Annotated in this window: 21 protein-coding genes and 1 riboswitch; of the genes, 10 read left to right on the top strand and 11 right to left on the bottom strand. The window is 55.8% G+C overall.

The window, feature by feature from the left end; all coding sequences use genetic code 11:
* Positions 1-3 precede the first annotated feature (3 nt).
* The 6 genes from FHW66_RS08365 to acpA form a co-directional block, all read right to left on the bottom strand.
* Positions 4-246 carry an acyl carrier protein gene (locus FHW66_RS08365; protein ID WP_183379308.1) on the bottom strand — a complete coding sequence of 81 codons (243 nt, stop codon included), beginning with the start codon at positions 244-246 and terminating at the stop codon, positions 4-6.
* A gap of 254 nt (positions 247-500) precedes the next feature.
* Positions 501-1,772, bottom strand: coding sequence for a voltage-gated chloride channel family protein (locus FHW66_RS08360; protein WP_183379307.1), 1,272 nt, complete (start codon positions 1,770-1,772; stop codon positions 501-503).
* A gap of 101 nt (positions 1,773-1,873) precedes the next feature.
* Positions 1,874-1,947, bottom strand: a riboswitch (Fluoride riboswitch).
* A gap of 46 nt (positions 1,948-1,993) precedes the next feature.
* Positions 1,994-3,271 carry an iron uptake transporter deferrochelatase/peroxidase subunit gene (efeB, locus tag FHW66_RS08355; protein WP_183379306.1) on the bottom strand — a complete coding sequence of 426 codons (1,278 nt, stop codon included), beginning with the start codon at positions 3,269-3,271 and terminating at the stop codon, positions 1,994-1,996.
* Positions 3,271-4,422, bottom strand: coding sequence for a hypothetical protein (locus tag FHW66_RS08350; RefSeq protein WP_183379305.1), 1,152 nt, complete (start codon positions 4,420-4,422; stop codon positions 3,271-3,273). Before FHW66_RS08350 ends, efeB begins: the two co-directional genes overlap by 1 nt.
* A gap of 18 nt (positions 4,423-4,440) precedes the next feature.
* A complete protein-coding gene (locus FHW66_RS08345; RefSeq protein WP_183379304.1) occupies positions 4,441-5,925 on the bottom strand; it encodes a carbohydrate porin in 1,485 nt (494 codons plus the stop codon).
* A gap of 375 nt (positions 5,926-6,300) precedes the next feature.
* On the bottom strand, positions 6,301-7,917 hold the full coding sequence (acpA, locus tag FHW66_RS08340) for an acid phosphatase (protein ID WP_183379303.1): 1,617 nt from the start codon (positions 7,915-7,917) through the stop codon (positions 6,301-6,303).
* Between the two features lie 133 nt (positions 7,918-8,050).
* Between acpA and FHW66_RS08335 the strand changes: the two genes are divergently transcribed.
* Entirely contained in the window at positions 8,051-9,331 is a 1,281-nt protein-coding gene (locus tag FHW66_RS08335; RefSeq protein WP_183379302.1) for a cytochrome c peroxidase, read from the top strand.
* Between the two features lie 41 nt (positions 9,332-9,372).
* On the opposite strand, the gene FHW66_RS08330 is transcribed toward FHW66_RS08335, so the two are convergent.
* The 3 genes from FHW66_RS08330 to FHW66_RS08320 form a co-directional block, all read right to left on the bottom strand.
* Positions 9,373-11,175 carry a methyl-accepting chemotaxis protein gene (locus tag FHW66_RS08330; protein WP_183379301.1) on the bottom strand — a complete coding sequence of 601 codons (1,803 nt, stop codon included), beginning with the start codon at positions 11,173-11,175 and terminating at the stop codon, positions 9,373-9,375.
* A gap of 70 nt (positions 11,176-11,245) precedes the next feature.
* Complete coding sequence (gene hutH / locus FHW66_RS08325; protein WP_183379300.1) at positions 11,246-12,880, bottom strand: histidine ammonia-lyase; 1,635 nt, start codon at positions 12,878-12,880, stop codon at positions 11,246-11,248.
* A gap of 145 nt (positions 12,881-13,025) precedes the next feature.
* A complete protein-coding gene (locus FHW66_RS08320; protein ID WP_370543429.1) occupies positions 13,026-14,327 on the bottom strand; it encodes an allantoate amidohydrolase in 1,302 nt (433 codons plus the stop codon).
* A gap of 252 nt (positions 14,328-14,579) precedes the next feature.
* Here FHW66_RS08320 and dctA point away from each other — a divergent pair, with 252 nt between their 5' ends.
* Both dctA and FHW66_RS08310 read left to right on the top strand, forming a co-directional pair.
* Positions 14,580-15,860 (top strand): C4-dicarboxylate transporter DctA, encoded by a 1,281-nt coding sequence (gene dctA / locus FHW66_RS08315; RefSeq protein ID WP_183379298.1) that lies wholly within the window; start codon positions 14,580-14,582, stop codon positions 15,858-15,860.
* 146 nt (positions 15,861-16,006) lie between these two features.
* Entirely contained in the window at positions 16,007-16,696 is a 690-nt protein-coding gene (locus FHW66_RS08310) for a GntR family transcriptional regulator (RefSeq protein ID WP_183379297.1), read from the top strand.
* A gap of 93 nt (positions 16,697-16,789) precedes the next feature.
* Here FHW66_RS08310 and FHW66_RS08305 read toward each other — a convergent pair whose 3' ends face one another.
* Positions 16,790-17,437 (bottom strand): GntR family transcriptional regulator, encoded by a 648-nt coding sequence (locus FHW66_RS08305; protein WP_183379296.1) that lies wholly within the window; start codon positions 17,435-17,437, stop codon positions 16,790-16,792.
* Between the two features lie 166 nt (positions 17,438-17,603).
* Here FHW66_RS08305 and bioB point away from each other — a divergent pair, with 166 nt between their 5' ends.
* The 7 genes from bioB to FHW66_RS08270 all read left to right on the top strand — a co-directional run bounded on the left by bioB (position 17,604) and on the right by FHW66_RS08270 (position 24,910).
* Positions 17,604-18,716 carry a biotin synthase BioB gene (gene bioB, locus FHW66_RS08300; RefSeq protein WP_183379295.1) on the top strand — a complete coding sequence of 371 codons (1,113 nt, stop codon included), beginning with the start codon at positions 17,604-17,606 and terminating at the stop codon, positions 18,714-18,716.
* On the top strand, positions 18,706-19,968 hold the full coding sequence (locus FHW66_RS08295) for a cytochrome P450 (RefSeq protein WP_183379294.1): 1,263 nt from the start codon (positions 18,706-18,708) through the stop codon (positions 19,966-19,968). Before bioB ends, FHW66_RS08295 begins: the two co-directional genes overlap by 11 nt.
* Position 19,969: 1 nt before the next feature.
* A complete protein-coding gene (gene bioF / locus FHW66_RS08290) occupies positions 19,970-21,136 on the top strand; it encodes an 8-amino-7-oxononanoate synthase (RefSeq protein ID WP_183379293.1) in 1,167 nt (388 codons plus the stop codon).
* Positions 21,133-22,470 carry an adenosylmethionine--8-amino-7-oxononanoate transaminase gene (gene bioA / locus FHW66_RS08285; protein ID WP_183379292.1) on the top strand — a complete coding sequence of 446 codons (1,338 nt, stop codon included), beginning with the start codon at positions 21,133-21,135 and terminating at the stop codon, positions 22,468-22,470. The genes bioF and bioA overlap by 4 nt, the downstream gene beginning before the upstream one ends.
* 2 nt (positions 22,471-22,472) lie before the next feature.
* Complete coding sequence (bioD, locus tag FHW66_RS08280) at positions 22,473-23,171, top strand: dethiobiotin synthase (RefSeq protein WP_183379291.1); 699 nt, start codon at positions 22,473-22,475, stop codon at positions 23,169-23,171.
* A 47-nt stretch (positions 23,172-23,218) separates the two neighbouring features.
* Entirely contained in the window at positions 23,219-23,680 is a 462-nt protein-coding gene (gene nikR, locus FHW66_RS08275) for a nickel-responsive transcriptional regulator NikR (RefSeq protein ID WP_183379290.1), read from the top strand.
* A 168-nt stretch (positions 23,681-23,848) separates the two neighbouring features.
* Entirely contained in the window at positions 23,849-24,910 is a 1,062-nt protein-coding gene (locus tag FHW66_RS08270) for a HoxN/HupN/NixA family nickel/cobalt transporter (RefSeq protein ID WP_183379289.1), read from the top strand.
* 90 nt (positions 24,911-25,000) lie between these two features.
* On the opposite strand, the gene FHW66_RS08265 is transcribed toward FHW66_RS08270, so the two are convergent.
* Positions 25,001-25,678: a type 1 glutamine amidotransferase domain-containing protein gene (locus FHW66_RS08265; protein WP_183379288.1), complete on the bottom strand. Its 678-nt coding sequence runs from the start codon at positions 25,676-25,678 to the stop codon at positions 25,001-25,003.
* Positions 25,679-25,781 lie beyond the last annotated feature (103 nt).

Below are 25,781 nucleotides of genomic sequence, written 5' to 3'. Positions count from 1 at the left end.
CACTCAGCTCTGCGGCTTGTTGGCAAGCAGGCCATCCACGATGTCGGCAATGTCTTGCACCACCACCAGCGTCGGACGTTCGTCGCCGAGCTTGATACCGAACTCGTCTTCCAGATCGAAAATCAGTTCGATCACAGCCAGAGAGTCAGCACCTAGTGTCTCCAGCTTGGTGTCGGGTTGAATAGTATCGACGTCGATTTCAAGACGTTCAGCCAGTAATTTTGCGACGGTAGGAAAGGACTTCATGTTCACTCTACTGTTAAGCGGGCAGCCACGGCGTTACTCGATGGACTGTCTGCGGTGTCATCAGACAAATTGCACGTTATTTCAGAATATTGTTTTTATTACAGTGAAGCCATACGTCTGTAGTCGAATTACATATTAAAGATTTACATTATCGTATTGCTACTAGAAAACAAGTTAGATTTTACTCGCAAATTATATAGTTGTTGCCAGATTACTCTGTCTATTCCTGTGGCGATTTGATCAACATCAGGTTTTCAGCAGTCCTTGGCTTGGCTGCTCGAAGCATCACCACTCACGACTGTCGCATGCTTGCCGCGTCCAATACGCTGGGCCTTGTAAATGCTGACATGCCCGGAAAATAAATAGCTGGCAATGCAGGCCAGTGCGGCCAGTGGGCCGATCTCGGGGCCAAATAACTCGATCGCCATCATGGTGGAGGCAATCGGCGTATTCGCGGCACCGGCGAAAACCGCCACAAAGCCGATCCCGGTGAGCATCGGCATCGGTATATGCAGCAGCGGTGCCAGCACGTTGCCGAGGGTCGCGCCGATATAAAACAATGGCGTGACCTCCCCCCCCTTGAAACCAGTCCCCAGCGAGGTGATGGTAAAAATCATCTTGCCCACAAAATCCCAAGGGGAAACCGCCTGCTGGAAGGACTCGACAATCACAGGGATCCCCAGCCCAATGTACCGATGCGTGCCGAGCACCCAGATTGCCACCGCAACGATCACGCCGCCCAGCAGAGGCCGCAACGGTGCATAGGAAATATGTCGCTTGACCAGTGCGGAGAGCGCGTGGGTGCTGGTGGCGAACAGCCTGCCGGTGAGTCCGAAGAGGATCCCGGCAGCGATTACGGCGAGCACACTCCAGCTTGTCAGCGGTGCCATAGCGCTGACCACATAATGGGTGTGATGTACTCCCCAGGCCAGCCCCACCTGATCGGCGATGATGGCGGCCAAAAAGCACGGAAAAATGGCGTCGTAGCGCATACGGCCAACGGCCAGCACTTCCAGCGCAAAGATGGCACCTGCCAGCGGCGTGCCGAATACCGAGGCAAAACCGGCGCTGATACCGGCCATGAGCAAAATGCGGCGATCCTCGCGATCAAGCCGGAACAGATGGGTCAACTGATCGGCCAGCGCACCCCCCATTTGTAGCGCTGTGCCTTCACGCCCGACCGAGGCACCAAACAGGTGAGATACCACGGTGCCAAACAGCACCAGTGGCGCCATGCGCAAGGGGATGACTTTGCGGGGATCGTGGATTTCGTCAATCAGCAGGTTGTTACCTGCTTCGACCGACTTGCCCAGATGCTGATACAGCAAACCTACCCCGAAACCGGCCAGCGGCAGCAGCCAGATGATCCAGGCATGGTTTTCGCGCCAATTCGTGGCGAATTCCAGTGAAAACAGGAAAAATGCCGAGGCACTGCCTGCCAGCGCCGCGACCAGCAAGCTCAACAAGCTCCATTTGGCGATGTGGCGCAACAGATTGAGTTGCTGCAGGAAGGAGTCAGTTTTCATGGTACCGGTGCTTGGTGCGCTAGAAGATTCCAGTTTTTTATTGTCTATCGGTTTGCGCAACCGGTTACTGCAGGCGATGACCTACAGGACCAGCTGCGCAGGTTTCTGTAGGCATCATCAGCGCCGGTATGATGCCGGTCGCGGTTGAAGGAGGCATGCCATCTCCTTGGGCGAGATGGTAGCAATTTTTGCGCTAGCCGACAATTGGCTAGCGCATTCTTTCAGGCAAACAACTTCTGGCCGATGTATTCACCAGGTTGCACGCCCGGTGGGCAGGCAAACAGTGCGCTGCCGACATGGGTGGTGAACTGGTTGAGCATGTCGAACTTGGCCATGTTCTCGAAGATCTTGGTAAAGCCGGTACGCGGATCGCGTTGGTAACACTGGAACAGCAAACCAGCGTCAAACGTCATCGCTTGACGCCATGGCGGCCAGCGCTCAGCGATCCTGGTCACACCGTTGTCATAGGCATAGGCACGGCGCAGGATCTGGGCACCGTCGTTTTCTTCGGGCGCAGCCATACGGGCATGGGCGTGCTCGTGCAGTACCAGATTGCCATCGGCATCGGTCGCCTTGAGGTCAAGCGGTTCAAATTCATGCTTTTTGCCCAATGGTGCACCGGAGTACTTATGACGGCCCACAGTCTGCTCCTGGAAGCCCAACTTCATGCGATCCCAGTGCTCCAGTGCGATACGGATCGGACGAATCACCATATAACTGCCGTTGCGCATCCACTCCGGCCCTTCTTCGCCGACCCAGACAAACTGCTTCATGGCAGCCGGATCTTTGGTGGCAACATTCATGGTGCCATCCTTGAAGCCCATCTGGTTGCGCGGTGTCTCGCTTGGTTTGTAGCCCGCCTGATAGCCAGTCTGCGCCCAACGGATCACAGCAACGTTATAGGCCAGTGCAACCAGTCGACGCACCGCGTGTTCAACCACCTGAGCATCATCAGCACAGGCTTGAATCGACAGATCACCGCCACTGCGCTCAGGGACCAGTTGATCACCGGTGAACTTGGGCAAGTCGGCTAGTGCCGCCGGACGCTGGCTGGCCAGTCCATAGCGGTCAATACCCTCTTTTTCGAACAGGCCGGGGCCAAAGCCGAAGGTAATCGTCAGCCGTGATGCGGGCAAGCCGATGATATCTCCGCCACTCTCGGGTGGCTGATCCGGGTCGGGATGACGAGGCGCCAGTTCGGCACCGCGGGTCATCTCGGCGGCAGCCTCGGTCCAGGCCTTGAGCAATGCGATGACGTCCTCGCGCTTGCTGGTGGTCAGGTCGAAGGCCATGAAGTAGCTCTGCCGCTGCATCTGGGTGGTAATACCGCCTTGATAGGTACCGAAAAACGGTTCGGTGTGACCATGGCTGGCATGACCTGCACTACCTGATGCTGCGGTCGCTGCAGTTGCAGCAGCAGAGACCGGCAAGGCCGCCGCTGCCAGTGCGGCACCACTCAGAAAGCGGCGGCGCTTCGGGCTGTGTTGATCATTATCCATTACGGTGTTCCTACGACTAGAGCGTTGACGTCATCTTCGACGTAGTAGAGGCCCTTGCCGTCTGGTGTCAGGGCGATACCGAACAGGTCACCATTGCCCGGTGGCGATTGTGCCTGATTCGAATCGAGCCAGTGCCCGTAGATCTGCTTGCCACTGGCCGGATCGATTTCGACGGCCTGACCATTCTTGCCGTTGGCCACGATCAGGTGGCCAGCAGGTGTCATGACCATCGCCAGTGGCCAGCCCAGCAAACCATCCTTGGTTACCACGCGGCCTTTGCCAGCGCTGTCGGTACGGGTGCTAGCGTTGGCGATGGCGGTGATTTCATTGTCTAGGCCATCGGTCACATAGAGCGTGTCATCCGATCCCAGCGCCAGACCAGTCGGCCCAAACAGGAAATTATCCATATCGGCACGCTGGGCAAAGCCATCACCGATGACGGTCTGACTTTCCAGTACCGGCTGTTTTCCTTCGGAAATGCTGACTTCCAGACGCAGGACCGTGGCATTGCGCACGGTAACGGGATATTGACCATCCGCATCAAGCACCTTGGGGCCTTGCACGCCGAAGCCTGCCATGCTGATGAACAAAGTTGCCTTGTCACCATGATCGATGGTCACCATATTGCCCCACGGACCATTGATGGTCGGGCCTGCCCACGTCGCAACGTGGTGACCATTGGCATCGAATACCAGCATACAGCCGTCACCCTTGGTGGCGGTGGTGCCGTCCTTGCTAGGCGTGCTACCAACAATGACCCAGCCACTTTTGAGCATGCTCATCGCGGTTGTCAGGCCAACGCCTCCCGGACATTCCTTGAGCGTTTGCGGCACCTGTGCGAACAGCTTGGTTTCCTTGGTCGAGGGACGATAGCGTACGATCGTCGTGCCGGTGCCCTGCAGATTCGAGATGTTGTTGAAGTTATCGATCAGTACATCATCCTTTTCAATCGCGCCAGCCGATACCGGTGCCACGACGATTGCGTAAGGATTGACGTCCCCATTATCAGGAATGGTGGACGCCAGGGTCTTGTGATGCTTGATGGTTTCCAGCATGCCGCGTGGTTCGGCGGCGCTGCTGTTGAGAGCTGCCAGACCGAAGGCTGCTGCCAGTGTCAGGCCAATCAGATGGTGCAGGGAGACTGTTTTCATGGTGTCGTGAAGCGAAGGTCAGAAAGAGATATTGGTTCGTACACCCAGGACCAGCTCATTCTTGATCCGTTGGGAAGAACCGCTGGTAATCGGCACGCCTGCACCAGGATTGAACACGTATTGCAGGTCCGGTTGAATCTGCATCCATGGCTTGAGCTGGTACTGATAGGTCAGCTCGACAAATTTCTCGCTGCTGCGTACCGGCGATGTCGTGTCGTTATAGGTATTGGTATCCGTATCATATTGAGAAGCACGGCTGCTGACATGGGCATAACCAACGCCAACCCCAAAGGTGTCATCGGTACGGTAGCGGAACGGGCTATGGAACACGACCCCGGCGTTGAGGCTGGCGTCAATCACGTTGCGATCTTTCAGTGGCGTCCACATGACGCGCCCAAACACGCCGATGGTGCGATTTGGATCGGTATTGTCGCGCCAGATCAGCTGGTCGGCGACGGCGTAAAACGCGTAGTTGCCACGATGGCTCTGGGCCACGCCATTACTATTCGGATCTGCCAGTGAAACACCGTTGGTGTCATAGCGCTGATCCTGGAATCCAGAGTAACCGCTGTACCAGGCGCCGATACGGTAGGTCCAGCCCAGCGGCGCTGCTTCACCCGGCTCAACCATCGCTCCCAGCGAGGGATAGGAGAACTGCGCTTCGATAATTTCCATGGTGCCATGGCCAACCGGGAAACTCAGCCCGTTGTGATTAGTGCTCTGCGAGTCCAGCGATGGATCGGCATTGGTGACCGGTGAGGCACTAAAGACGCCGGCCAGAATCTGAACGCCATTCACCGGCCGCACGGCAACCCGGGCACCCAGTGCCGACAGCGGATATGCCGGACCGCCACCAGGCAGGTCGGCCGATGGCAGCATCGGCCAGCCGAACATGGTGTTGACGAAATACAGGGCATTGGTGCTGACCATGAATTCCTGATCCAGACTCTGCTGACCGAACTTGACGTCGAGGCGATCTTCTTCCAGCAGCTTCTGGTCGTACCAGAGTTCCCACAGGCGAGTGCCGGTATCGGCCTCAATCCCGCTGGCGGTCTGTAAGCTACCGAGGTTGCGCGAACTCAGATTGGTGCCGTGCACGCTCAAGGCGCTGACATTGAACAAGCCACCATACAAGCCAAACGCGCGCTGGGTATTGAGCTGCATGGTGACCGTGGTCAAACCATCGTAGTCAAAGCCGGTACGTTTGCCGCCACTGGTGTTACCCAAAAACTCGCTGGTTTCCTGGATGCCCAGCGTAATGCCACGGCTGGCCAGCGACGAGCGCAGCCCTCCCATGTCACCCAGCAATGTATTACTTCGATTAAGTCCATCCAAGAAGCTGGTGCTGGAACCACTGTCGTAGGTATCGTCTGTGCTAGCCGGAGTCGACATTGGTGGTGGCGCTGCGTACGCGGACAGATGCATTAGGGTCAGTGCTGCCAGTGCAAAACAGGTCTTGCGCATCATGGCGGGGAGCACATGACGACGAATTTGCTTATTCATGATGAAGGAAGGTGCCGGTCTCTTGTTTGCTTGATGTTTGCTTGATGCCAGTTTGACGTCGCTCTCTTTATTGATAACGCGATAAAGATTACGAATGCAAATAAGAATACTTCCCATTCATAAGTTTGTGCAAAGCAAATAAGTAACAGATTGTAACAATTAGAAACTTTTATGGATTGTCAGGATTTTGTCATCTTTTGAGAGCCGCTTCATGACAAAATAAGGTGCTTCATGAAGTTGTCAAAGACAAATTTAAAGCAATTCGGCACACCGAAACCCACCCCTGCACCACTTTGTTCTTACGCTGCGGCCATAAAAAAGCACGGCCACCGAATAGTGACCGTGCGTCTGCTGTCAGTTAATCAGTATTTCAGCTTATTGTGGCTGCGCTACCAACGCATTACTCAAATCTCCGAGCGGTTGACCACCCTGGGCTGCAATAGCCTTGTCGCGCAGCGCGATCCCATCCAGCGTCGGCAACGACCAGCGACGCGTAATGAATCGCAGGATAGAGCTGGTGTCATACAAGCTTGAATCAACATAGCCCTTCTTGGCATAGGGCGAGATGATAATCGCCGGGATCCGTGTACCCGGCCCCCATTGATCCATCTTCGGCGGCGCGGCATGATCCCAGAAGCCGCCATTTTCGTCATACGTTACTACGATTAACATATGCGACCACTGCGGACTCTGGCGCAGCTTGTTGATGACATCCGCAATATGCGCATCACCCGACGCCACATCCGCGTAACCGGAATGCTGGTTCAGATTGCCCTGCGGCTTGTAGAACGATACTGCAGGCAGCTTTCCAGCTGCAGCATCCTGCAGGAAGCTGCTATCAAAGTCCTTGAGATGCTCAGCACGGTAAGCAGCATGGGTAACCGGATCCATATTCGCGTAATAATTGAACGGCTGATGATGAAACTGAAAATTAGGCATCGGCACACCGAATTTACGGCTGCCGCTAGCGGTAGCCGAGGTCTCGTTCCAGGCGCCAGCATACCAAGCCCAGCTCACGCCCTTAGCCGTCAGTAAATCACCGATATTGGTCTGCGTCAGTGGCGGCAAGGTCGAGGCATTGTTAGCATCGGCAAACAGGTGACTGCCGTCCGTTACGGCCGGAGCAACATTGCTTGGCTGATACGCTGGCTGCATGGTATTGACGGCGTAGAACATGCCCTTGGCATCGGCTGGAGTCAAGGTGCCGTCATTGATATATTTTTGCGGTCCGTCCAGGGTTGACTTGGGCGATCCGACTGCTGGTGTCAGACGCACGAACTGACCGTTAGCATCCACATCAATACGCGAAATCCCCCCCTTGGCAGGCGACTGATCCGCATGGGGATATTGCGGTGCGCAGGCGCAAATCAGGTATTGATGGTTGAGAAAGGAGCCGCCAAACGCGCCCATGAAAAAGTTATCCGCCAGCGTGTATTGCTGGGCCAGTTTCCACATCGCCATGTTACTGCCATCGTAATAGCCCAGCGACAGGCCACCGGCATCCGAATAGGTGGCAAATTGATCATTTTTGCCGCCATGGATCTGCATCTGATTGTTGTAGAAGCGATGCACCAGATCACGGGTAATGATGCTGCTATCGAGTCCTAATCCCTCTGTTGATTCAATCCGGAACGGCTTATTAGGCAATCCAGCCGATTGTGCCTGGGTTACCACCTTGCTCTGCCCCGGCACAGTCGCGCCACCCCAGGTCGGCGGTAAGACCGGCAATACAGCACCATCGACATCCACCTGTGGATTGACATTTCCACGTGCCGAAGAGTTAACACCTGGAATACCATTGGCACCTGGAAACAAGCCATACAAGTTATCAAAGCCACGATTTTCGGCGTAGATCACGACCAGTGTATTGATATTGCGCAGTGCGCTGTCATCGTGTGCTACAGCCGGGTTACCGCCGCAGGCGCTCAGACCGACTACGACAGCGGCGACTGAGACCGCAGGACGCCACACTGAAAAAAGCTGATTGGACATAGCATCGCCTCTGGTTTGTAAAGCTCATGATCCTAATGTGCAAATATAACGGAGCAATGACAAACCGCGCCAGCCCGCCAATGAGTTCAATGTTCTTCACAATCTTGTCATTCGCGTTTGCTATGCTGTGCCAATGAGAATTTCGCCTGCAGCCCTATTTCCCTTCATTGTACTGGGCATGATTGCCGCCTTTTCTGCCTATGCCTTGCAGGGTGGAGATCCGGCACCAGCGCCCACAAGCCCAGCCTATGCACATGCTACCTATGCGCCAGCCAATATCGAGCGCGGCAAGGTTCAGGAAATGACTGCGCTGGGACGCAACCTGTTTTTCGATCCGGCCTTGTCGGCCTCTGGCAAGCAATCCTGCGCCAGCTGCCATAGCCCTGAATTTGCCTACGGCCCGCCCAATCGCCTTGCCACCCAGTTTGGCGGCGCCGACCTGAAACGCCCCGGTACCCGCGCCGCACCCTCGCTGCGCTACCTGCAGACGGTGCCACCATTTAGCGAACATTTTCATGACGATGACAATGACGACAGTATCGATGCCGGCCCGACCGGCGGCCTGACCTGGGATGGCCGGGCCGATTCGACCCACGATCAGGCACGTATTCCGCTGCTATCGGCGCATGAAATGGGTAATCCGGACGAAGCCTCGGTGGCTGCCAAACTGCGCCGAGCACCGTATGCAAACCAATTGCGCGCGGTCTTTGGCGCGACAGTGCTGGATCATGATGCGAGTGCATTCAAGGCGGCATTAATGGCGTTGGAAGTATTTCAGGAAAGCCCGGCCGACTTTTATCCCTACAGCAGCAAATACGATGCCTACTTGCGCAAACAGGTGGCACTCTCTCCACAGGAAAAACGGGGTCTGATGTTATTCAACGCACCAGACAAGGGAAATTGCGCGTCTTGCCACATCAGCGAGATCGCGCCCAACGGCGCGTTCCCGCAATTTACCGATTACGGCCTGATCGCGCTGGGTGTACCACGCAACAAGGATATCGTCGCCAATGCCAATCCGCTCTACCACGACTTTGGTTTATGCGGACCGGATCGCCATGATTTCATTGATCGTCCCGAGTATTGCGGCCTGTTCAAGACCCCTACTCTGCGCAACGTTGCGCTACGTCAGAGCTTCTTCCATAACGGAGTCATGCACAACCTGAAGGACGTGCTGCATTTTTATGTAGAACGCGATAGCGCGCCTCACAAATGGTATCCGCACAACCGCAACGGCAGCATTCGCAAGTTCGATGACCTGCTACCGCAATACACTGTGAATGTGAACATGGATCCACCTTTCGGCGGTCATCCGGGCGATAAAACCGCCCTGAATGATGCCGAAATCGAGGATGTGATTGCTTTTCTCAAGACCCTTACCGATGGATACCAGCCTGACCAGCCCGGGCATTGACGTCAAGCTACAATCACAAACACCATGTAGATCTACGCAATTCAGCCCTGCAGCTTGAAACCACCGACAATGGCGGCCAGTCGGTTTGCCTGATCCTGCAAAGACTGTGCAGCGGCGGCGGCTTGCTCGACCAACGCGGCATTTTGCTGGGTTGTTCCATCCATATGGGTGATGGCACGCCCGATTTCCTCGATCCCGCTGGTTTGTTCAGTACTGGCGGTGGCAATCTCGTTGACAATGGAGCTCACACTATTGACGCTGCTGACAATCTCGACCATGGTCTGACCGGCCTTTTCCACCAGCGCACCACCATCTTCGACCTTGGCGACCGACGAGTCGATCAATTCCTTGATTTCCTTGGCTGCCTGCGCACTGCGTTGCGCCAGACTACGTACTTCACTGGCCACCACCGCGAAACCGCGCCCTTGCTCGCCCGCACGCGCGGCTTCAACGGCGGCGTTGAGGGCCAAAATATTGGTCTGAAAAGCAATCCCGTCAATGACCGCGATAATGTCCACAATTTGTCGCGAAGACTGATTAATTGCAGCCATCGTTGCAACCACGTTGCCAACGACAGCACCGCCTTCGGCCGCGATATTCGATGCGGCCACGGCCAGCTGATTTGCCTGGCGCGCATTGTCAGAGTTTTGTTTGACGGTGGAAGTGAGCTGCTCCATAGCCGAAGCAGTTTGCTCCAACGCCCCCGCCTGCTGTTCAGTGCGCCCGGACAGATCTAGGTTGCCATTGGCGATTTCAGAAGAAGAGACTTTAACCGCATCACTGGTATGCCGGATTTCCTGCAGGATCAACGTGATTTTCTGGACAAACAGATTGAACGAACGTGCAATCTGACTGACTTCATCGGTGCCTTCCTGTGGCAAGCGCATGGTCAGATCACCATTGCCGGAGGCGACGTTATCCATCGCATTGCGTACCTGGGACAAGCGTTTGAATACTGCCGCCGTGATCATCCCCATCATGACGGCAGCCAGAATCGCCACCAATACGATCGCAATCAGAGAGGTGGTTGTGGCGCGACGCATACCGGCATTCACATCCGCCTTGTCCATCGCCACCAACAAGGTCCACTCTGTACCCTGAATCGGCGTGGCAAGCACCAGCTTGTCAGCCCCATCGAGCGACAACTGTGTCTTTGACTGATCGCCAGTGAGACTGTTGAGACGGTCTGCGGTAAGCTCCGCGTTCCATTCTTTGGCCGGCTTGTTGATCCATTGCGCATCAGGATGCGCCAGCATCATGCCATCATGATCCACCAGAAAGGCAAAACTGGCCGGCGTCGGATGTACCGCTTTGACTACATCGCTCACACCATCCAGAAATACTGCTGCTGCCACCACACCTTGCAATTGGCCATCCTGCTTGACCTGCGCGGTAAAGGACACCATCGGCTTCTTGGTTACGACATCGGTGTAAGGTTTAGTCACAACGGCCTTACCGGCCTTGACTGACTGTAAATACCAGGCGCGACCGGTTGGATCGTAGCCAGCTGGCAATCCATCCGGACTGGAAGTGAATGCCGTTTTATCCTGTTTACCAAGCGTGGTGACATAGAACCCACCACTTTTTTGCAACTGCTTGAGCACAAACAAAGGATCTGCCTGCGAAATACCATCGGCGGCGGCCGCTGTCATGCTTGCCTTAGAGGCGACCCATTGATTGATGGCAGCCGCGTAGCCGTCGGCAATCGAGCGCGTATTCGCATCGACGGTGCTGTCATTGTTGCTTTTGACAATCACATAGGAGAGTCCCCCGACGAGGCCCAGACTGACAATCAGTAAGGCAATAGTAAAAAAGAGAATGCGCGTTCTGATTGAGCTAAACATGCCGGACTGTCTCCAAGGGTAACGCCATTAAAAAAACTGCCCCTTTACGGGGCAGTGACATCAAACAAGATCAGACAAAATTCCCGATACGTGCAACGACTGCCTCGCGCACCGAGCCACTGATGATGAACGAATGCGCTATCGCGATATCGTTATGGAACCAGCGATCACCATCCAGGCAGGCAGGGATCTGGCGTCGGATTTCTTCATACGCGGCCTGGGTACCCTGGCCAAGCACAAATCCCGGCAACAGGTCTTCGGTCATCGTCAGGCCTTGTGCCGCCAGCAACATTTCTACGCCGACAATATATTGGGTGTTAGCGACCACCGTCGCTGCCTTGCGGGCGCACCAGGTCGAGTTGGAGACATGGTCTTCGCTGTTGCCCTTGGCAGGAATGCTGTCGACGCTGCCTGGCATGCTCAGGGTACGGTTTTCCATGACCAGCGAGCTCATCGAGCATTGCACCACGGGATAGCCAGTATTGACACCACGCACACCGCTCATCAGATTGCGTGGCAGGCCCCACGACAATGTCGGATCGATCAGGCGCGCGATGCGACGCTCACTGATGCTGCCCAGATCAGTAATGGTCATTGCCAGCAAGTCCATCGCCTGCGCCAGGTACTGGCCGTGGAAGTTACCACCCGAAATGATTTCAAAGCCACCACCTTCTTTATCAAAGATGAGAGGGTTATCGGTTGCCGAATTGATTTCCTTGAGGACAATCGTATCAATATAGTCGAGTGCATCAAACACCGGGCCATAGACCTGGGGTGCACAACGCAGGGAATACACATCCTGAATCCGCGCGGTGTAAGGAATATCAGTGCGACGCAGTTCTTCAGGCAGTTGCACGGCGCGGGCCTCGTGGGTGGTACGTGTGGAACCCTTGAGCAGCGTGCGGATCACTTCTGCGGTCTTGATCTGGCCAGCGTGTGGACGGGCTTGCTGAATGCGTGGATCAAATGCCGACATCTCGGCGCGCATGGCTTCCAGTGTCAGTCCCAGCGACAGGCAGGCATCGGTCAGCAGGTCACGGGCGTCACGGGCGGCCAGCACAGCCACTGCCAGTGAAACGGTGCAACCGTTGATCAGCGCCGAAGCATCCTTGGCTTTGAGATCAAACAAGACCGGACCGATATCCGCTTTGGTGATGGCTTCTGGTGCCGACATGCGCTGCCCTTGATACATCACTTCTGCCTCATCAAAGCCTGCGATGGCAGCGGCCAGATAAGACAGTGGCGCCAGATCGCCGGAAGCGCCGACCGACCCCTTCTGCGGCATGATCGGGTGAATCCCGGCATTGATGAAATCGAGCAGACGGTCAACAACTTCTACCCGTGGTGCCGAATAGTTGGAGGCGAAGGCATTGGCGCGTAGCAGCATGGTGGCACGGCTGACTTCTTCCGAGAACGGCTCACCGATACCAGCGCTATGCGCCTTGATCAGCTGGGTCTGGAACAGTTCAATATGCTCAACCTTGATGCGGGTATCCTTGAGCAGGCCAACACCGGTATTGAAGCTGTACATCATCGGGGCTTCATCGTGCATCCAGGTGGACTCGATATAGTCGCGGCTTTCCTTGAGCGCAGCGCGCGATGAATCAGCCAGTGCGACCTTGGCGTAGCTGCCGTTACGGGCACGCGCCACATTGACCACAGCCTGTGCATCCAGATTAAAACCGTCGATAGTGATGGTAGTCATGAAACTTCCTCTTCGCTAAATAATTAAATTTAATTGTATTTGATTGAAATGATGAATCTGCTTTGTTACCAAGACATGAACTAAAACAAAAAACACAAACAATAAAGACTGCTACTGCAATCCGGCACCGCACCTGAACAAAGGTTCAGGGCACAAAATTCTCGACAAAACGGCTGAACACCTGCGCTGCAATGGCCGCATCCTCTTCGATCATGATTTCATCCGGGTGATGGCTGATACCGCCATTCCCACAGCGCACAAACAACATCGCCACCGGCGCCACAGCGGCCAGTGCCATCGCATCGTGCCCAGCCCCTGAGGGCAGATGACGCAACGGCCAACCACAAGCCTCAATCGCCTGTGCCAGTTGGGCCTGCAAGTGCGGCGCACAGGGGACGCTGGCTGCCTCATGCGTCCTGGTGAGATTGACCTCTATCCGTCGTGCAGAACAGATCCGCTCGATTGCATCGCAAATGTCGGTCACCGCAGCATGCCTGACGTCATCGCGCTCGGCACGGATATCCATCGAAAAGCGTGCAGCACCTGGCACCACGTTTGCGGCGCCCTGTGGTACTTCAAGGATTCCCATGGTGCCTACCAGTCCGGCCTGGCCGCTACACCGCTGCTCAATGTAAAGACCAATCTCGGCTGCCGCCATTGCGGCATCACGCCGCATATGCATGGGGACTGTCCCTGCATGCCCGGCCAGTCCCTGCAACTGCGCCATGAACCGGGTCGCGCCAGAGATCGCTGTCACCACGCCAACGGGCAAGGACTCGTTGAGCAGCAAAGGGCCCTGCTCGATATGCACCTCAACAAATGCCGCCACCTGCTCAGCGCGGTAGGCGGCGTCAGGCAAGTGAGATGGATCGTAGCCGGCCGCCAGCATCACCTCGCGCATGCTCTGGCCCTGCTCGTCGAGATTGTCCAGCACCCCGGTGTCGAAGGTACCTGCCACTGCGCGGCTCCCGAGCAAGGTCGCCTTGAAACGCACACCCTCTTCTTCCGCAAAACCAATCACCTCAATCGGGAACGCAAAGCGCGTGCCGGACCGATTCCAGGCTGCGATGCAGGATATCGGCAACAGAATGCCCAGATTGCCATCAAATTTGCCGCCATTGCGCACAGTGTCAAAATGCGATCCGGTGACCAATGCTGGCACAGCAGCAGTGGCTGATGTACCGCCAATCCCATCTTCACGCTCTCCCGCCGCTGCGTAGCGACCAATCACGTTACCTGCAGCGTCGCGGCGCACTGTCATACCGGCCTCACGCATCCAGCCTGCCAACTGCTCGGCTGCACCGTGATGGGCGTCGCTCAGATAGGTACGTGTCAGCATCCCCGGCGCTTCCGAGTGCACCGCCAGCGCATCGGCGCGCTGCATGATTTCTATTCCCAGCTGCTGAAAAGCATCCTGCAGCGGCCCTTCCCCTGAAACATTCTGCACAACGTCCCCTTCCATCCCTACGGATTGTTAAGATTGTACTTTTTTATTGTATTCACAGATTGTATGCAATATAGTTTGCTTCGTCGTCGGCGTCAAAAGAAAATTAACGAGTTGCCTGCAAGGCAATACCGGACGTGGCACTGACAAGACGCAGCAGTCATGCAGCCGCTACCAAGGCGACGCCCCTTGGGTCAGTACTGAGATTTGTTGACCAAAGGCCGCATTGCTCATAAAAACACTCAGGAGACCAGAATGTTGAGATTTATAAAATCGTTGTTCGGCCAGGTAGTCATTGCCTTGATTGCCGGTGTTGCCGTTGGTTGGTTTTACCCAGACTTTGCGCAAGGCCTGAAACCGCTAGGAGATGGCTTTATCAAAATGGTCACGATGATCGTGCCGGTAATCGTATTTTGTGTGGTGGTGCAGGGCATCTGTGGTGCCAGCGACCTCAAGAAGGTTGGCAGTGTCGGTGTCAAAGCCATTATTTACTTCGAAGTAGTGACCAGTATCGCCCTCCTGCTGGGCTTGTTGATGGCGTTTGTCTTCAAGCCCGGGGTTGGCATGAACATCGATCCGACCTCACTTGACCCGACTGCCCTGAGCAATTATGTGGCGACTGCCAGCAAGGTCAAGAGCGCCGGATTTTCGGACTTCATCATGAAGATGATTCCTTCGACCATCGTCAGCGCCTTCACCTCGGGAGATGTGCTGCAGGTGCTGTTGATCTCGATCATTTTCGGCAGCGCCTTGTTACTGATCGGTGAAAAAGGTCGTCCTGCAGCACAATTGATTGGCTCGCTGTCGGACGCATTTTTCAAATGCATGTCCTTCATCATCCGTCTGGCACCACTTGGCGTATTTGGTGCGATTGCCTTTACCGTGGGGCGCTACGGAATTGGCTCGCTGCAACAACTGGCGATCCTGGTCCTGCTGTTCTACGCCACGGTAGCGATATTCGTGCTGGTCATTCTGGGCGGTATCCTGCGCACTACAGGGTTCAGTATCTTCAAGTTGATCGGCTATTTGCGCGAAGAGTTGATCGTGGTACTGGCGACCACTTCCTCAGACAGCGTACTGCCGCAAATCATGCAAAAACTGGAACACATGGGGATCAAAAAGTCCACCGTTGGTCTCGTCATTCCAACCGGCTACTCCTTCAATCTGGATGCCTTCTCCATTTATCTGACGATGGCGGCAGTGTTTATCGCGCAGGCCACCAATACCCATCTGGCTATGGGTGATCTGCTGGCAATTCTTATCATTGCCTTGATTACGTCCAAGGGCGCACACGGGGTACCTGGCTCAGCCATCGTCATCCTGGCGGCCACCCTGACGACGATCCCTGCCATTCCGGTGGTTGGCCTCGTGCTGGTGTTGTCGATTGACTGGTTCATCGGCATTGCGCGCGCCGTAGGCAACCTGCTGGGCAATTGTGTAGCCACCGTAGTGGTTGCCTCCTGGGAAAAGGATATCGACAAACAACGCGCCCGCGCCGTGCTCAATGGCGAAGTCAGCGATGCTGCACTGAACTGATACCTGGGTCTGGTTTGAACATGGCGAGCGCGGCGCGTCTGAGGGTACAATTGGCTGACATTGTCTGTACAGCAAGACAGCGACCGAATTCGCCCCATTTCCCGAACCTCCCAAGATCAGGGAAACTCAAACCAGACCATCATCCTATGACAGAAGTAGCCACACCAGAACCTGACAGCTCCGAAGCCATTGCCACCGATATCGCCAAGGCAATTGCACAACAGCGCCTGCCACCCGGCGCCAAGCTGCGAGAGGAAGCGCTAGCACGGGTCTACAAAGTGAGCCGCACAAAAATTCGCGCTGCACTGGTGATGCTGGCCAAGGACAAGCTGATTGACTTGATCCCCGATAAAGGCGCCTTTGTCGGCAAACCTACGATAGAAGAAACGCGCGATATCTTCTTCGTGCGTCGTACTCTGGAGGCCGCACTGGTTCGCGAATTTGTGGCGCGCGCCACACCCGAGGACTATGCCCGGCTGGAAGAGCATCTGGCAGCAGAGCGACGGGCCATTGAAGAACACGATTCACAGGTGCGCTCCACGCTACTGTCCGACTTCCATATCCTACTAGCCAATATCGTCGGCAATACTGTGCTGACCGATATTCTGATCAAACTCGCTGGCCGCAGTTCGCTCATTACCATGCTGTATCAATCCACGCGCGACGCCATCTGCTCCAGTCAGGAACATGAAGAGTTCATCGCAGTTGCCAAGGCTGGCAAAGTGGAAGAAGCGGTAGCACTGATGACACATCACCTGCTGCACGTCGAACAGGCTTTGAAATTTGAGCCGCAAGCTGATCCCAAAAAGGATTTGGCCAAGGAATTGCTGCTCTAACGTAAACTGAAGAAGAAAATCGGCGGAGATGCTGCAAAAACAATCAACCACCATTTAAATGCCAATAAAATCTTCCAATCCTCGCCAAATCCCTCACTGCGCAAATCCCACACGCTCCATCGTGCCAATGTGGCGTCCGAGCAATTGCACTGCACGCTCCACATTCTTTTCCTTGAGCGCCTCAATGATGAGGCGATGATCCTGATCTGAGCGCGGCTGCCAGCCGCGCACCAAGCCTGCCGCAAACAGATAGCGGGAATTGGTCAGCTGCAGCTGCTGCAGCACATCAAGCAGGCGCGGCATGCCGCAGGCACTCACCATCGCTTCATGAAACGCACAATTGGCAGTATCCCAGTCAGCCAGCGAAGTCGCAGCCGCACATTGGGCCTGCGTCTGCTCAAGCCGATCAATATCTGCCGTCGTCAGGTTGGGCGCACTATGGCGCAGTGCCAGCACCTCCAAGACCGCCCGCATCTCCATCGCTTCCTTGATTGCAGCGGGACTGAGTATGGTCACGCGGACTCCCCGTCGCGGCAGCGTAACCACCAATCCTTGGGCTTCCAGCCGCTGAAACGCTTCGCGCACCGGTACATGGCTGGAGGCAAAGCGCTCGGCAATGTGATCCTGACGTAAGGCAGCACCACCAGCAATTTCCCCGCGCACAATCAGCGCACGCAGCTGCGCGGCGATTCGCTCGGCCGAAGTCGGTTGGGTGCTGCTTTCTGGAATATCCGCTGTCATTTAGAGATTATCTATAAAAATATCGTTTGTTAAATAAAAATAAATCAAAATACAATAAAAAACGATGTTTAAGGCGATCAATCTATTTTCTCCGTCAAATTATCTATAATTTTAACGTGCATGTTGAAGATGCAGCAATGTTTCTTCAGCCATCCACAAGGAAACCATGTCCCAAGCAAACTCCCCCTCTTGCTCCGTGCAGATTTCTGCTCCGCGCGACGCAACGCCGGCAACGACACATGTGATTCATGTCACATCACGCGGACTAACGAACAGAACACAATCGACTTCTGGAAGCTGGACCGTTACTGCAATAGAAGCGCTGTTTGAACTGCCATTTCTGGACTTGCTATACCAGGCGCAAGGGGTGCACCGTGAGCACTTTCCCGCCAATCAGGTGCAGCTGGCGAGCCTGCTTTCGATCAAGACAGGTGGCTGCGCTGAAGATTGCGGCTATTGTTCGCAGTCTGCCAAACATCAGGACAGCGGCTTGACCGCTACCAAACTGATGGCATCTGAAGAAGTCCTCACAGCGGCTCAGGCCGCGAAAGATCAGGGAGCCACCCGTTTTTGCATGGGCGCTGCATGGCGTAATCCAAAAGAGCGCGATATGCCAGCACTGACCGAGATGATCAGCAAGGTACGCGCCCTCGGTCTGGAAACCTGCATGACCGCCGGCATGCTGAGTGCGACGCAAGCGATTTCCTTTAAACAGGCCGGATTGGACTACTACAACCACAATCTGGACACCTCGCCTGATTTCTACAGCAACGTGATTTCTACCCGCACCTACGATGATCGCCTCGACACCCTGCAAAAAGTGCGCGATGCCGGTATCAATGTCTGCTGTGGCGGAATTATCGGGATGGGTGAAAGCCGCAGCCAACGGGCTGGACTGATTGCCCAGTTAGCCAACCTGACGCCCTATCCGGAGTCGGTCCCAATCAATCATCTGGTACCGATCAAGGGCACACCACTGGAGCACACACCGCCATTGGACCCGCTGGAATTCGTGCGCACCATTGCCGTCGCCCGGATCACTATGCCGCGCACCATGGTGCGCCTGTCTGCCGGACGCGAACAGATGGATGATGCTTTGCAGACCTTGTGCTTCGCCGCCGGTGCCAACTCGATCTTCCTCGGCGCCAAGCTGCTGACCGCAGCCAATGCAGCCGTTGATCATGATCACGATCTGTTCGCACGACTCGGGATAAGCGCCATGCCAAGTGACGCGGCATCTACGGAATCAGTCGACACAGTTTCTGCACATGCGGGCTGACGGTTCGCCAGGCGATCTGTACTGGAGCAAGGATTTTTGTGGCGGGGCCTGGATTCTGCGCGACTATGACAGTGTCGCCACCGCATTGCGCGATCCGCGCTTCTCGGTGCGCCGAGCAACGCGCTGGATCAATAGTAGTGCAGGCTTGTCTGCGCAAAGCAATGAGCAAAGGCAGCAGTTGCAACCGTTCAAGCGGCTATTATCGCGCTCGCTGTTGTTCCTCGATGGTCGCGCACATCAGCGCCTGCGACGCGCGATGCAGGCGGGCTTCCATGCCGGAGCACTGCAACAGCAACGTCCCCGGATTGCCGCCATCATTGCGCAGTTGCTACAAGGCCTTGTGCAACGCTACGGACAACAAATAACGGATAGCGAGACTCAAATCGAGTTCGATTTCATCGCCGAAGTGGCACGTCCGCTGCCTGCACTGGTGATCGCTGATTTACTGGGAATCGACGTCAGCGCAGAGCAAGACGACCACCACTTCATCGACGCCGCTGCAGCAATTGCCGCCTTCATTGGCAGCCCTACGCCGACACTGGACCAAGCCGAGGCCGCGCAGGAAGCATTGCTGGAAATGGCGTCGTATCTAGAACAAGTGATCGCCGACCGTCAGCATCATCCATCACTAACACCAACTGACCTGATCGGCCACCTGATGGTAGCGGCGCAGCAGGGGCACCTGTCCTCGCTCGAACTGGTCGCCCAATGCTGCACCCTGCTCTTCGCCGGTTATGAAACCACCCGCCATCTGCTGGGCAATGGTTTGCTGGCACTGCTACAGCATCCCGCTCAATGGCAGGCTTTATGTACCGAGCCAGAACAGCTGCCGAGCGCCTTGCGTGAACTGCTGCGCTACGATAGCCCGGTGCAATATACCGGTCGGCGACTGACCGAGGATCTGATCCTGCATGGCCAGTCATTACAGCGCGGCGATCTAGTGATCCTCCATCTGGGTGCGGCAAACCGGGATCCGCAGCGTTTCAGCGCGCCCGATCAACTCGATATCCATCGACACGAAGGCCCCCATCTCGCCTTTGGTAGTGGTCCGCATGTCTGCATCGGCGCCGCATTGACAGCTCTGGAAGCCGAACTGACATTGCGTGCGGTGATGCGGATGATGCCAGATGTCAAACTCGCAACGCCGGCGCAGCCGCCCGAATGGCAAGACCATGCGGCCTACCGTGGCCTGCAGAAATTACCGCTGCAAGCCAGCCTTTCTCCTGAAGCAATCAATTTGATGAAGACCTGATATGGATCAATTTGAAGTAGCACTGGCGGCGCTGGACACCCAATGTCTGCGACGCCAGCGACGACTGGTAGATGGCCCGCAAGGGCCGATCATGGAAGTCGATGGCAAATGCTATCTGTCTTTCTGCAACAACGATTATCTCGGCCTGGCCAATCACCCTGCCCTGATTGCTGCGGCCCAGGAAGGACTGGCGCGCTACGGCGTCGGTGCAGCCGCTTCGGCGCTAATCAGCGGCCATAGCACTGCGCACGAAGCCTTGGAACAGGCGCTGGCAGCATTCGTCGGCATGGACCGTGCCTTGTATTTCTCCAATGGCTACATGGCCAATATGGGTGCCATCAGCGCCCTGGTCGGCGTCGGCGACAGCCTGTTCTCAGATCGTCTCAATCATGCGTCCCTGATTGATGGCGCTCGCCTGTCGCGGGCTGACCTCAAGGTCTATCCACACGCTGATCTGACGAGCCTGGAACGCTTGCTGGTCAAATCCACCAGCGCGCGCAAGCTGGTCGTCACTGATGCCGTGTTCAGTATGGACGGCGATATCGCCCCCTTGCCCCAATTGCTTGCGTTGTGTGAGCAATATGATGCCTGGCTGCTGGTCGATGATGCCCACGGCTTTGGCGTGCTGGGCCCGCAAGGACGAGGCAGCCTGCAGCATTTTTCCTTGCAGTCACCTCGCCTGATCTACGTCGGTACGCTGGGCAAGGCCGCCGGAGCTGCTGGTGCCTTCGTGGCTGGTCATGCGAACCTGATCGAATGGCTACTGCAACGGGCGCGCACCTACATGTTTACCACCGCGAACCCGGCACTACTAGCCACAGCGCTCGCGGCCAGCCTGCGCCTGATTGCCGGTGACGACTGGCGCCGTCAGCAGTTGCAACTGCTGGGGCACAATTTACGAGAGGCGCTATCCGCATTGCCCTGGCAATTACTGCCTTCAGAGACGGCAATTCATCCCTTGATGATCGGCGACAACCAGGCAGCACGGGCACTTGCCGCTCAATTGCGCGAGCAAGGGATCTGGGTCCCGGCAATCTGTCCACCGACGGTGCCGGCCGGTACTGCGCGACTACGCATCTCGCTATCGTCACTGCATACCGTGGCGCAAATTGAGCAACTGGCACACGCACTGACCCGCTGTGCCGTCAATCTCAAGGAGCCAGCATGAGCACTGCTCACAGCCTGATGCAACGCAGCCTGCGCAGCGTCTGGCATCCCTGCACCCAGATGCAGCATCATGAATCAACGCCCTTGATACCGGTGGTACGTGGTCAGGGTGCCTGGCTGATTGACGCCGATGGACATCGCTATCTGGATGCCATCAGTTCATGGTGGGTCAATCTGTTTGGACACGCCAATCCGCGCATCAACGCCGCGCTCAAGGATCAACTGGACCAGCTTGAACATGCGATGCTGGCCGGCTTCACCCATGAGCCGGTGGTGGCTTTGTCGGAGCAGTTATCGGCGTTGACTGGCCACGTGCTGGGGCATTGCTTTTATGCCTCGGATGGCGCATCGGCAGTGGAAATTGCACTAAAAATGAGCGTGCATGCCTGGCGCAATGCAGGCCGTGGCGCCAAGCAGGAATTCGTTTGCCTGCAAGGCGGCTATCACGGCGAAACGCTGGGTGCCTTGAGCGTGACAGACACACCGCTGTTTCGCGAAGCCTATGGCGCACTGCTGCGGCCGGCACACGTGATTGCCTCACCCGATGCACGCAATGCCATGCCGGGAGAGACAGCGGCCGATGTTATCCGACGCTCGCTACAAGAGCTGGAGCAATTGCTGGAGGAACGTGCAGCGCAGATCGCTGCGATCATCGTCGAGCCGCTGGTGCAGTGTGCCAATGGCATGGGCATGTATGACCCTGATTATCTGATCGGCTTGCGTCGTCTGTGTGACCAGTTTCAGGTGCATCTGATTGCTGATGAGATCGCCGTCGGTTGCGGCCGCACCGGCAGCTTCTTTGCCTGCGAACAGGCTGCCATCTGGCCAGACTTCCTGTGTTTGTCCAAAGGTATCAGCGGTGGCTATCTGCCGTTATCACTGGTCATGACCCGCGCCGCCATTTACGAAGCTTTTTATGATGCCGATGTGCGACGTGGTTTTCTGCATTCCCACTCCTACACCGGCAACCCGCTGGCCTGCCGGGCGGCCCTGGCAACGCTGCAGATCTTCAAGGAAGATCAGGTCCTGCAACAGAATCAAACATTAGCCAGCCGTATCACCACAGCACTGCAGTCATTGGCAGAAGATACGCGAATTCGCCACTTCCGCCAGACCGGCATGATTTGGGCCTGTGATGCCGTCATCGATAACGATGACGACACCCGCAGCTTCTCACGCCGCTTCTTTGCCGCTGCCTGTCGCCACGAACTGCTGCTGCGCCCGATTGGCAATACGATTTATCTGATGCCACCATATATCCTGAACGAGGAAGACGTCGATTTGCTGGCCTCGCGCACGTTGACCGTGTTCAATGAAGTCATGCAAGGTAAGTAATCATGCGAACAGCGAAAGCCTATTTTGTTGCAGGTACCGATACCGGCGTCGGCAAAACCCTGGTCAGCGCCGCGCTAGTGCATGGACTGGCGGCAGAGGGACTGCGCGTGGTCGGCATGAAGCCGGTAGCGTCCGGCGCGCAGTGGCAAGGCAATGCTGACGGCGACTGGCATAACGAGGATGTCGATGCGCTGCTGGCGGTCAACAATGTCGCGCTGCCAGCACACAGCATCAATCCTTATCTGTTTCAGGAGCCGACCGCACCGCATATCGCGGCGATCAAGGAAGGCCAGTCGATCAGTTTAGAGACGATTGTTGATGCGTTCCAGAACGTCAGTACGCAGGCTGAGTGCGTGATTGTCGAAGGCGTAGGAGGGTTTCTGGTGCCGCTCAATACAGACGCCGATACCGGTGATCTAGCCAGCTTGTTAGCTCTACCGGTCATTCTGGTGGTTGGCATCCGGCTTGGCTGTATCAACCACGCTTTGCTCACACTGGAAGCAATCAAGGCACGGGGATTGTCAGTAGCCGGGTGGGTCGCCAACATCATCGACCCTGACATACTGAATCTGGGCCACAATATCAACAGCCTGCGAGCACGCATCACCGCACCGCTTCTAGGTTGCATCCCGTTTCTTTCAGCGCAGGCCAGTGCGCAACTAGCTGCCGGACATCTCGATTTGACGTTGCTGGCAAACTGAGCGCTCACTGGTATGATCTCGCACTATTCAATAGTACGGAGTGCGCGATGCGACGTTTAACCATTTCAGTTGATGACAGCCTGGCCGAAGCGTTTGACCAGCTGGTCGAGCGCAAGGGTTACCTGAACCGCTCCGAGGCATTTCGCGATCTGGTCCGCAAGGAGCTGGGTGAAGCAGAAATCGTCGCCGGCAAGGCGAAATGGTGCGTCGCTACTGTCAGTTATGTCTACGATCATCACGAGCGCATGCTCTCGAACCGGCTGACCCAGCTGCAGCACGACCATCACGATGTGGCAGTCGCTTCCCAGCACGTCCATCTGGATCATGACAATTGTCTGGAAACCGTCATCCTCAAAGGCAAAATTGAGGAGGTCCAAGCCTGCGCCAATGCCATTATTTCCCAGACTGGTGTACGCCATGGCAATGTGCATCTGGTCCCGGTTGAGATCAAGACCGAGGCCTACGTGCGCGTCGGCCATCGTCATAGTCACACCCACCCCCATCGCTGATCATTTGATCGGTCCGCAAAATAGATAATCTGCATTTGCAATGCAGGTTTTACTTTTCCTTTTTGGTATGAATATTGCATAATTCTTCACACAGAAAATCAACCAAGGAATCCTCATGTTGTTTTGTCGCATACCCTCTCTGGTTTGCCCAGCTACAGGAACATGCCGATGAGCCGGGTCATGAAAGCGCTGTTCAGTGATGCCTCGTCCGATGTCAAAGGCAAGGTCATCGGCATGTATCTATTGCTGATTGCCTTCAATCTCGGTGCTTGGACATGGGCCATCATTGCGCTCCGCGAGCATCCATTGTTGCTGGGCACAGCCTTTCTGGCATACAGCTTTGGGCTGCGCCATGCAGTCGATGCCGATCATATTGCCGCCATCGACAATGTCACCCGCAAGTTGATACAAGAAGGCAAGCGTCCGGTTGCCGTCGGCTTCATGTTTTCGCTCGGTCACTCGACGGTGGTGATCCTGGCCAGCGTCGTGATTGCTGTCAGTGCGGCGGCGCTGCAACAGCAAATGAGTGACTTCAAGGAAATCGGCGGCTTGATCGGCACGCTGGTCTCTGCGTTCTTCCTGTTCATTATTGCGGCAATCAATTTTGTAGTCCTGCATGCAGTCTACAAAACCTTCCGCAAGGTGCGCCGGGGTGAGCCTTACGTGGAAGAGGATATGGACCTGCTGCTGGCCAATCGCGGCTTTCTGGCGCGTATTTTCAAGCCCATGTTCCGGCTGATCACCCGCAGCTGGCACATGTATCCACTAGGTTTTCTGTTTGGTCTGGGTTTTGATACAGCTACCGAGATCAGCTTGTTGGGGATGTCTGCTGCACAAGCCTCGGATGGTTTGTCGATCTGGACCATCCTGATCTTCCCGCTACTATTCACAGCCGGTATGTCGCTGATCGATACCACTGACAGCATTTTGATGCTCGGAGCCTATGGCTGGGCATTCGTCAAGCCGATCCGCAAGCTCTACTACAACATGACGATTACCTTCGTCTCGGTGATTGTCGCCGTCGCGGTTGGCGGCCTGGAGGTACTCGGATTGCTGGCCGAGCATTACAACCCTAGCGGTCCGGTCTGGTCCGCCGTTGCAGCAATCAATGCGCATTTTGGCAGCATTGGCTACCTCATTATTGGCGTATTCATTCTGAGCTGGCTGCTGTCACTTGGCTACTATCGCTGGCAACGACTGGACGAGGTGGAAGTGATCCGCAAGTCCTGAAATCCGTTGCAAGTGAAATCGTAAAAAGGGCCGACATTGTGTCGGCCCTTTTACATGGCGCTGTGGCGAAGCCACCCAAAGATCAGACGATCAGCTAGCCAGCTTCAGTAATGCATGGGCAACGGCATCCGAGCTGGCCGGGTTTTGACCTGTAACCAGACGGCCATCGACCACGACGTAGGAACGCCAGTCCGGTCCCTTTTCATACAAACCGCCCTGACGTTGAAACTCATCTTCAATCAGGAATGGAACCACCTCAGTCAGGCCAACTGCAGCTTCTTCCGCGTTGCTAAAGCCGGTGACCCGACGTCCCTTGACGATCGGGTCACCATTGGCGGCACGCACGTGGCGCAAGGCACCTGGTGCGTGACAGACAAGTCCAAATGGCTTGCCTGCGCGGTCGAACTGCTCGATCAGCGCAATCGACACCGCATCTTCGGCCAGATCCCACAGTGGGCCATGACCGCCGGGATAGAACAGCAAATCAAATTCTTCACCCTTGATTTGTGACAATGGCGTTGTTTTGGCCAGCTCAGCCTGCGCCGCTGGATCTTGTGCAAAGCGCCGAGTGGTATCGGTCTGGAAGTCAGGCATATCGCTCTTTGGGTCCAGTGGCGGCTGCCCACCTGCTGGCGAGGCAAGTGTGATCTCAACGCCAGCATCCTTGAAGGCGTAATACGGCGCGGCAAACTCTTCCAGCCAGAAGCCGGTCTTTTCGCCAGTGTTGCCCAGTTGGTCATGGGAAGTCAGGACAAACAATACTTTCATCAAATTCTCCAGAGTGAAGTTTTACGTCTCGCAACGCATCAAAGTGAAGTCATTATGTCACATATTAGACCGGTCGTCTAATAGGAAAAAGTTCGATCAACGC

It is taken from the genome of Herbaspirillum sp. Sphag64, from assembly GCF_014192645.1.
Taxonomy (GTDB): Bacteria; Pseudomonadota; Gammaproteobacteria; order Burkholderiales; family Burkholderiaceae_D; genus Herbaspirillum.
The sequence above is the reverse complement of the archived record's forward strand: the minus strand, read 5'-3'. Positions and strand labels throughout refer to the sequence as shown.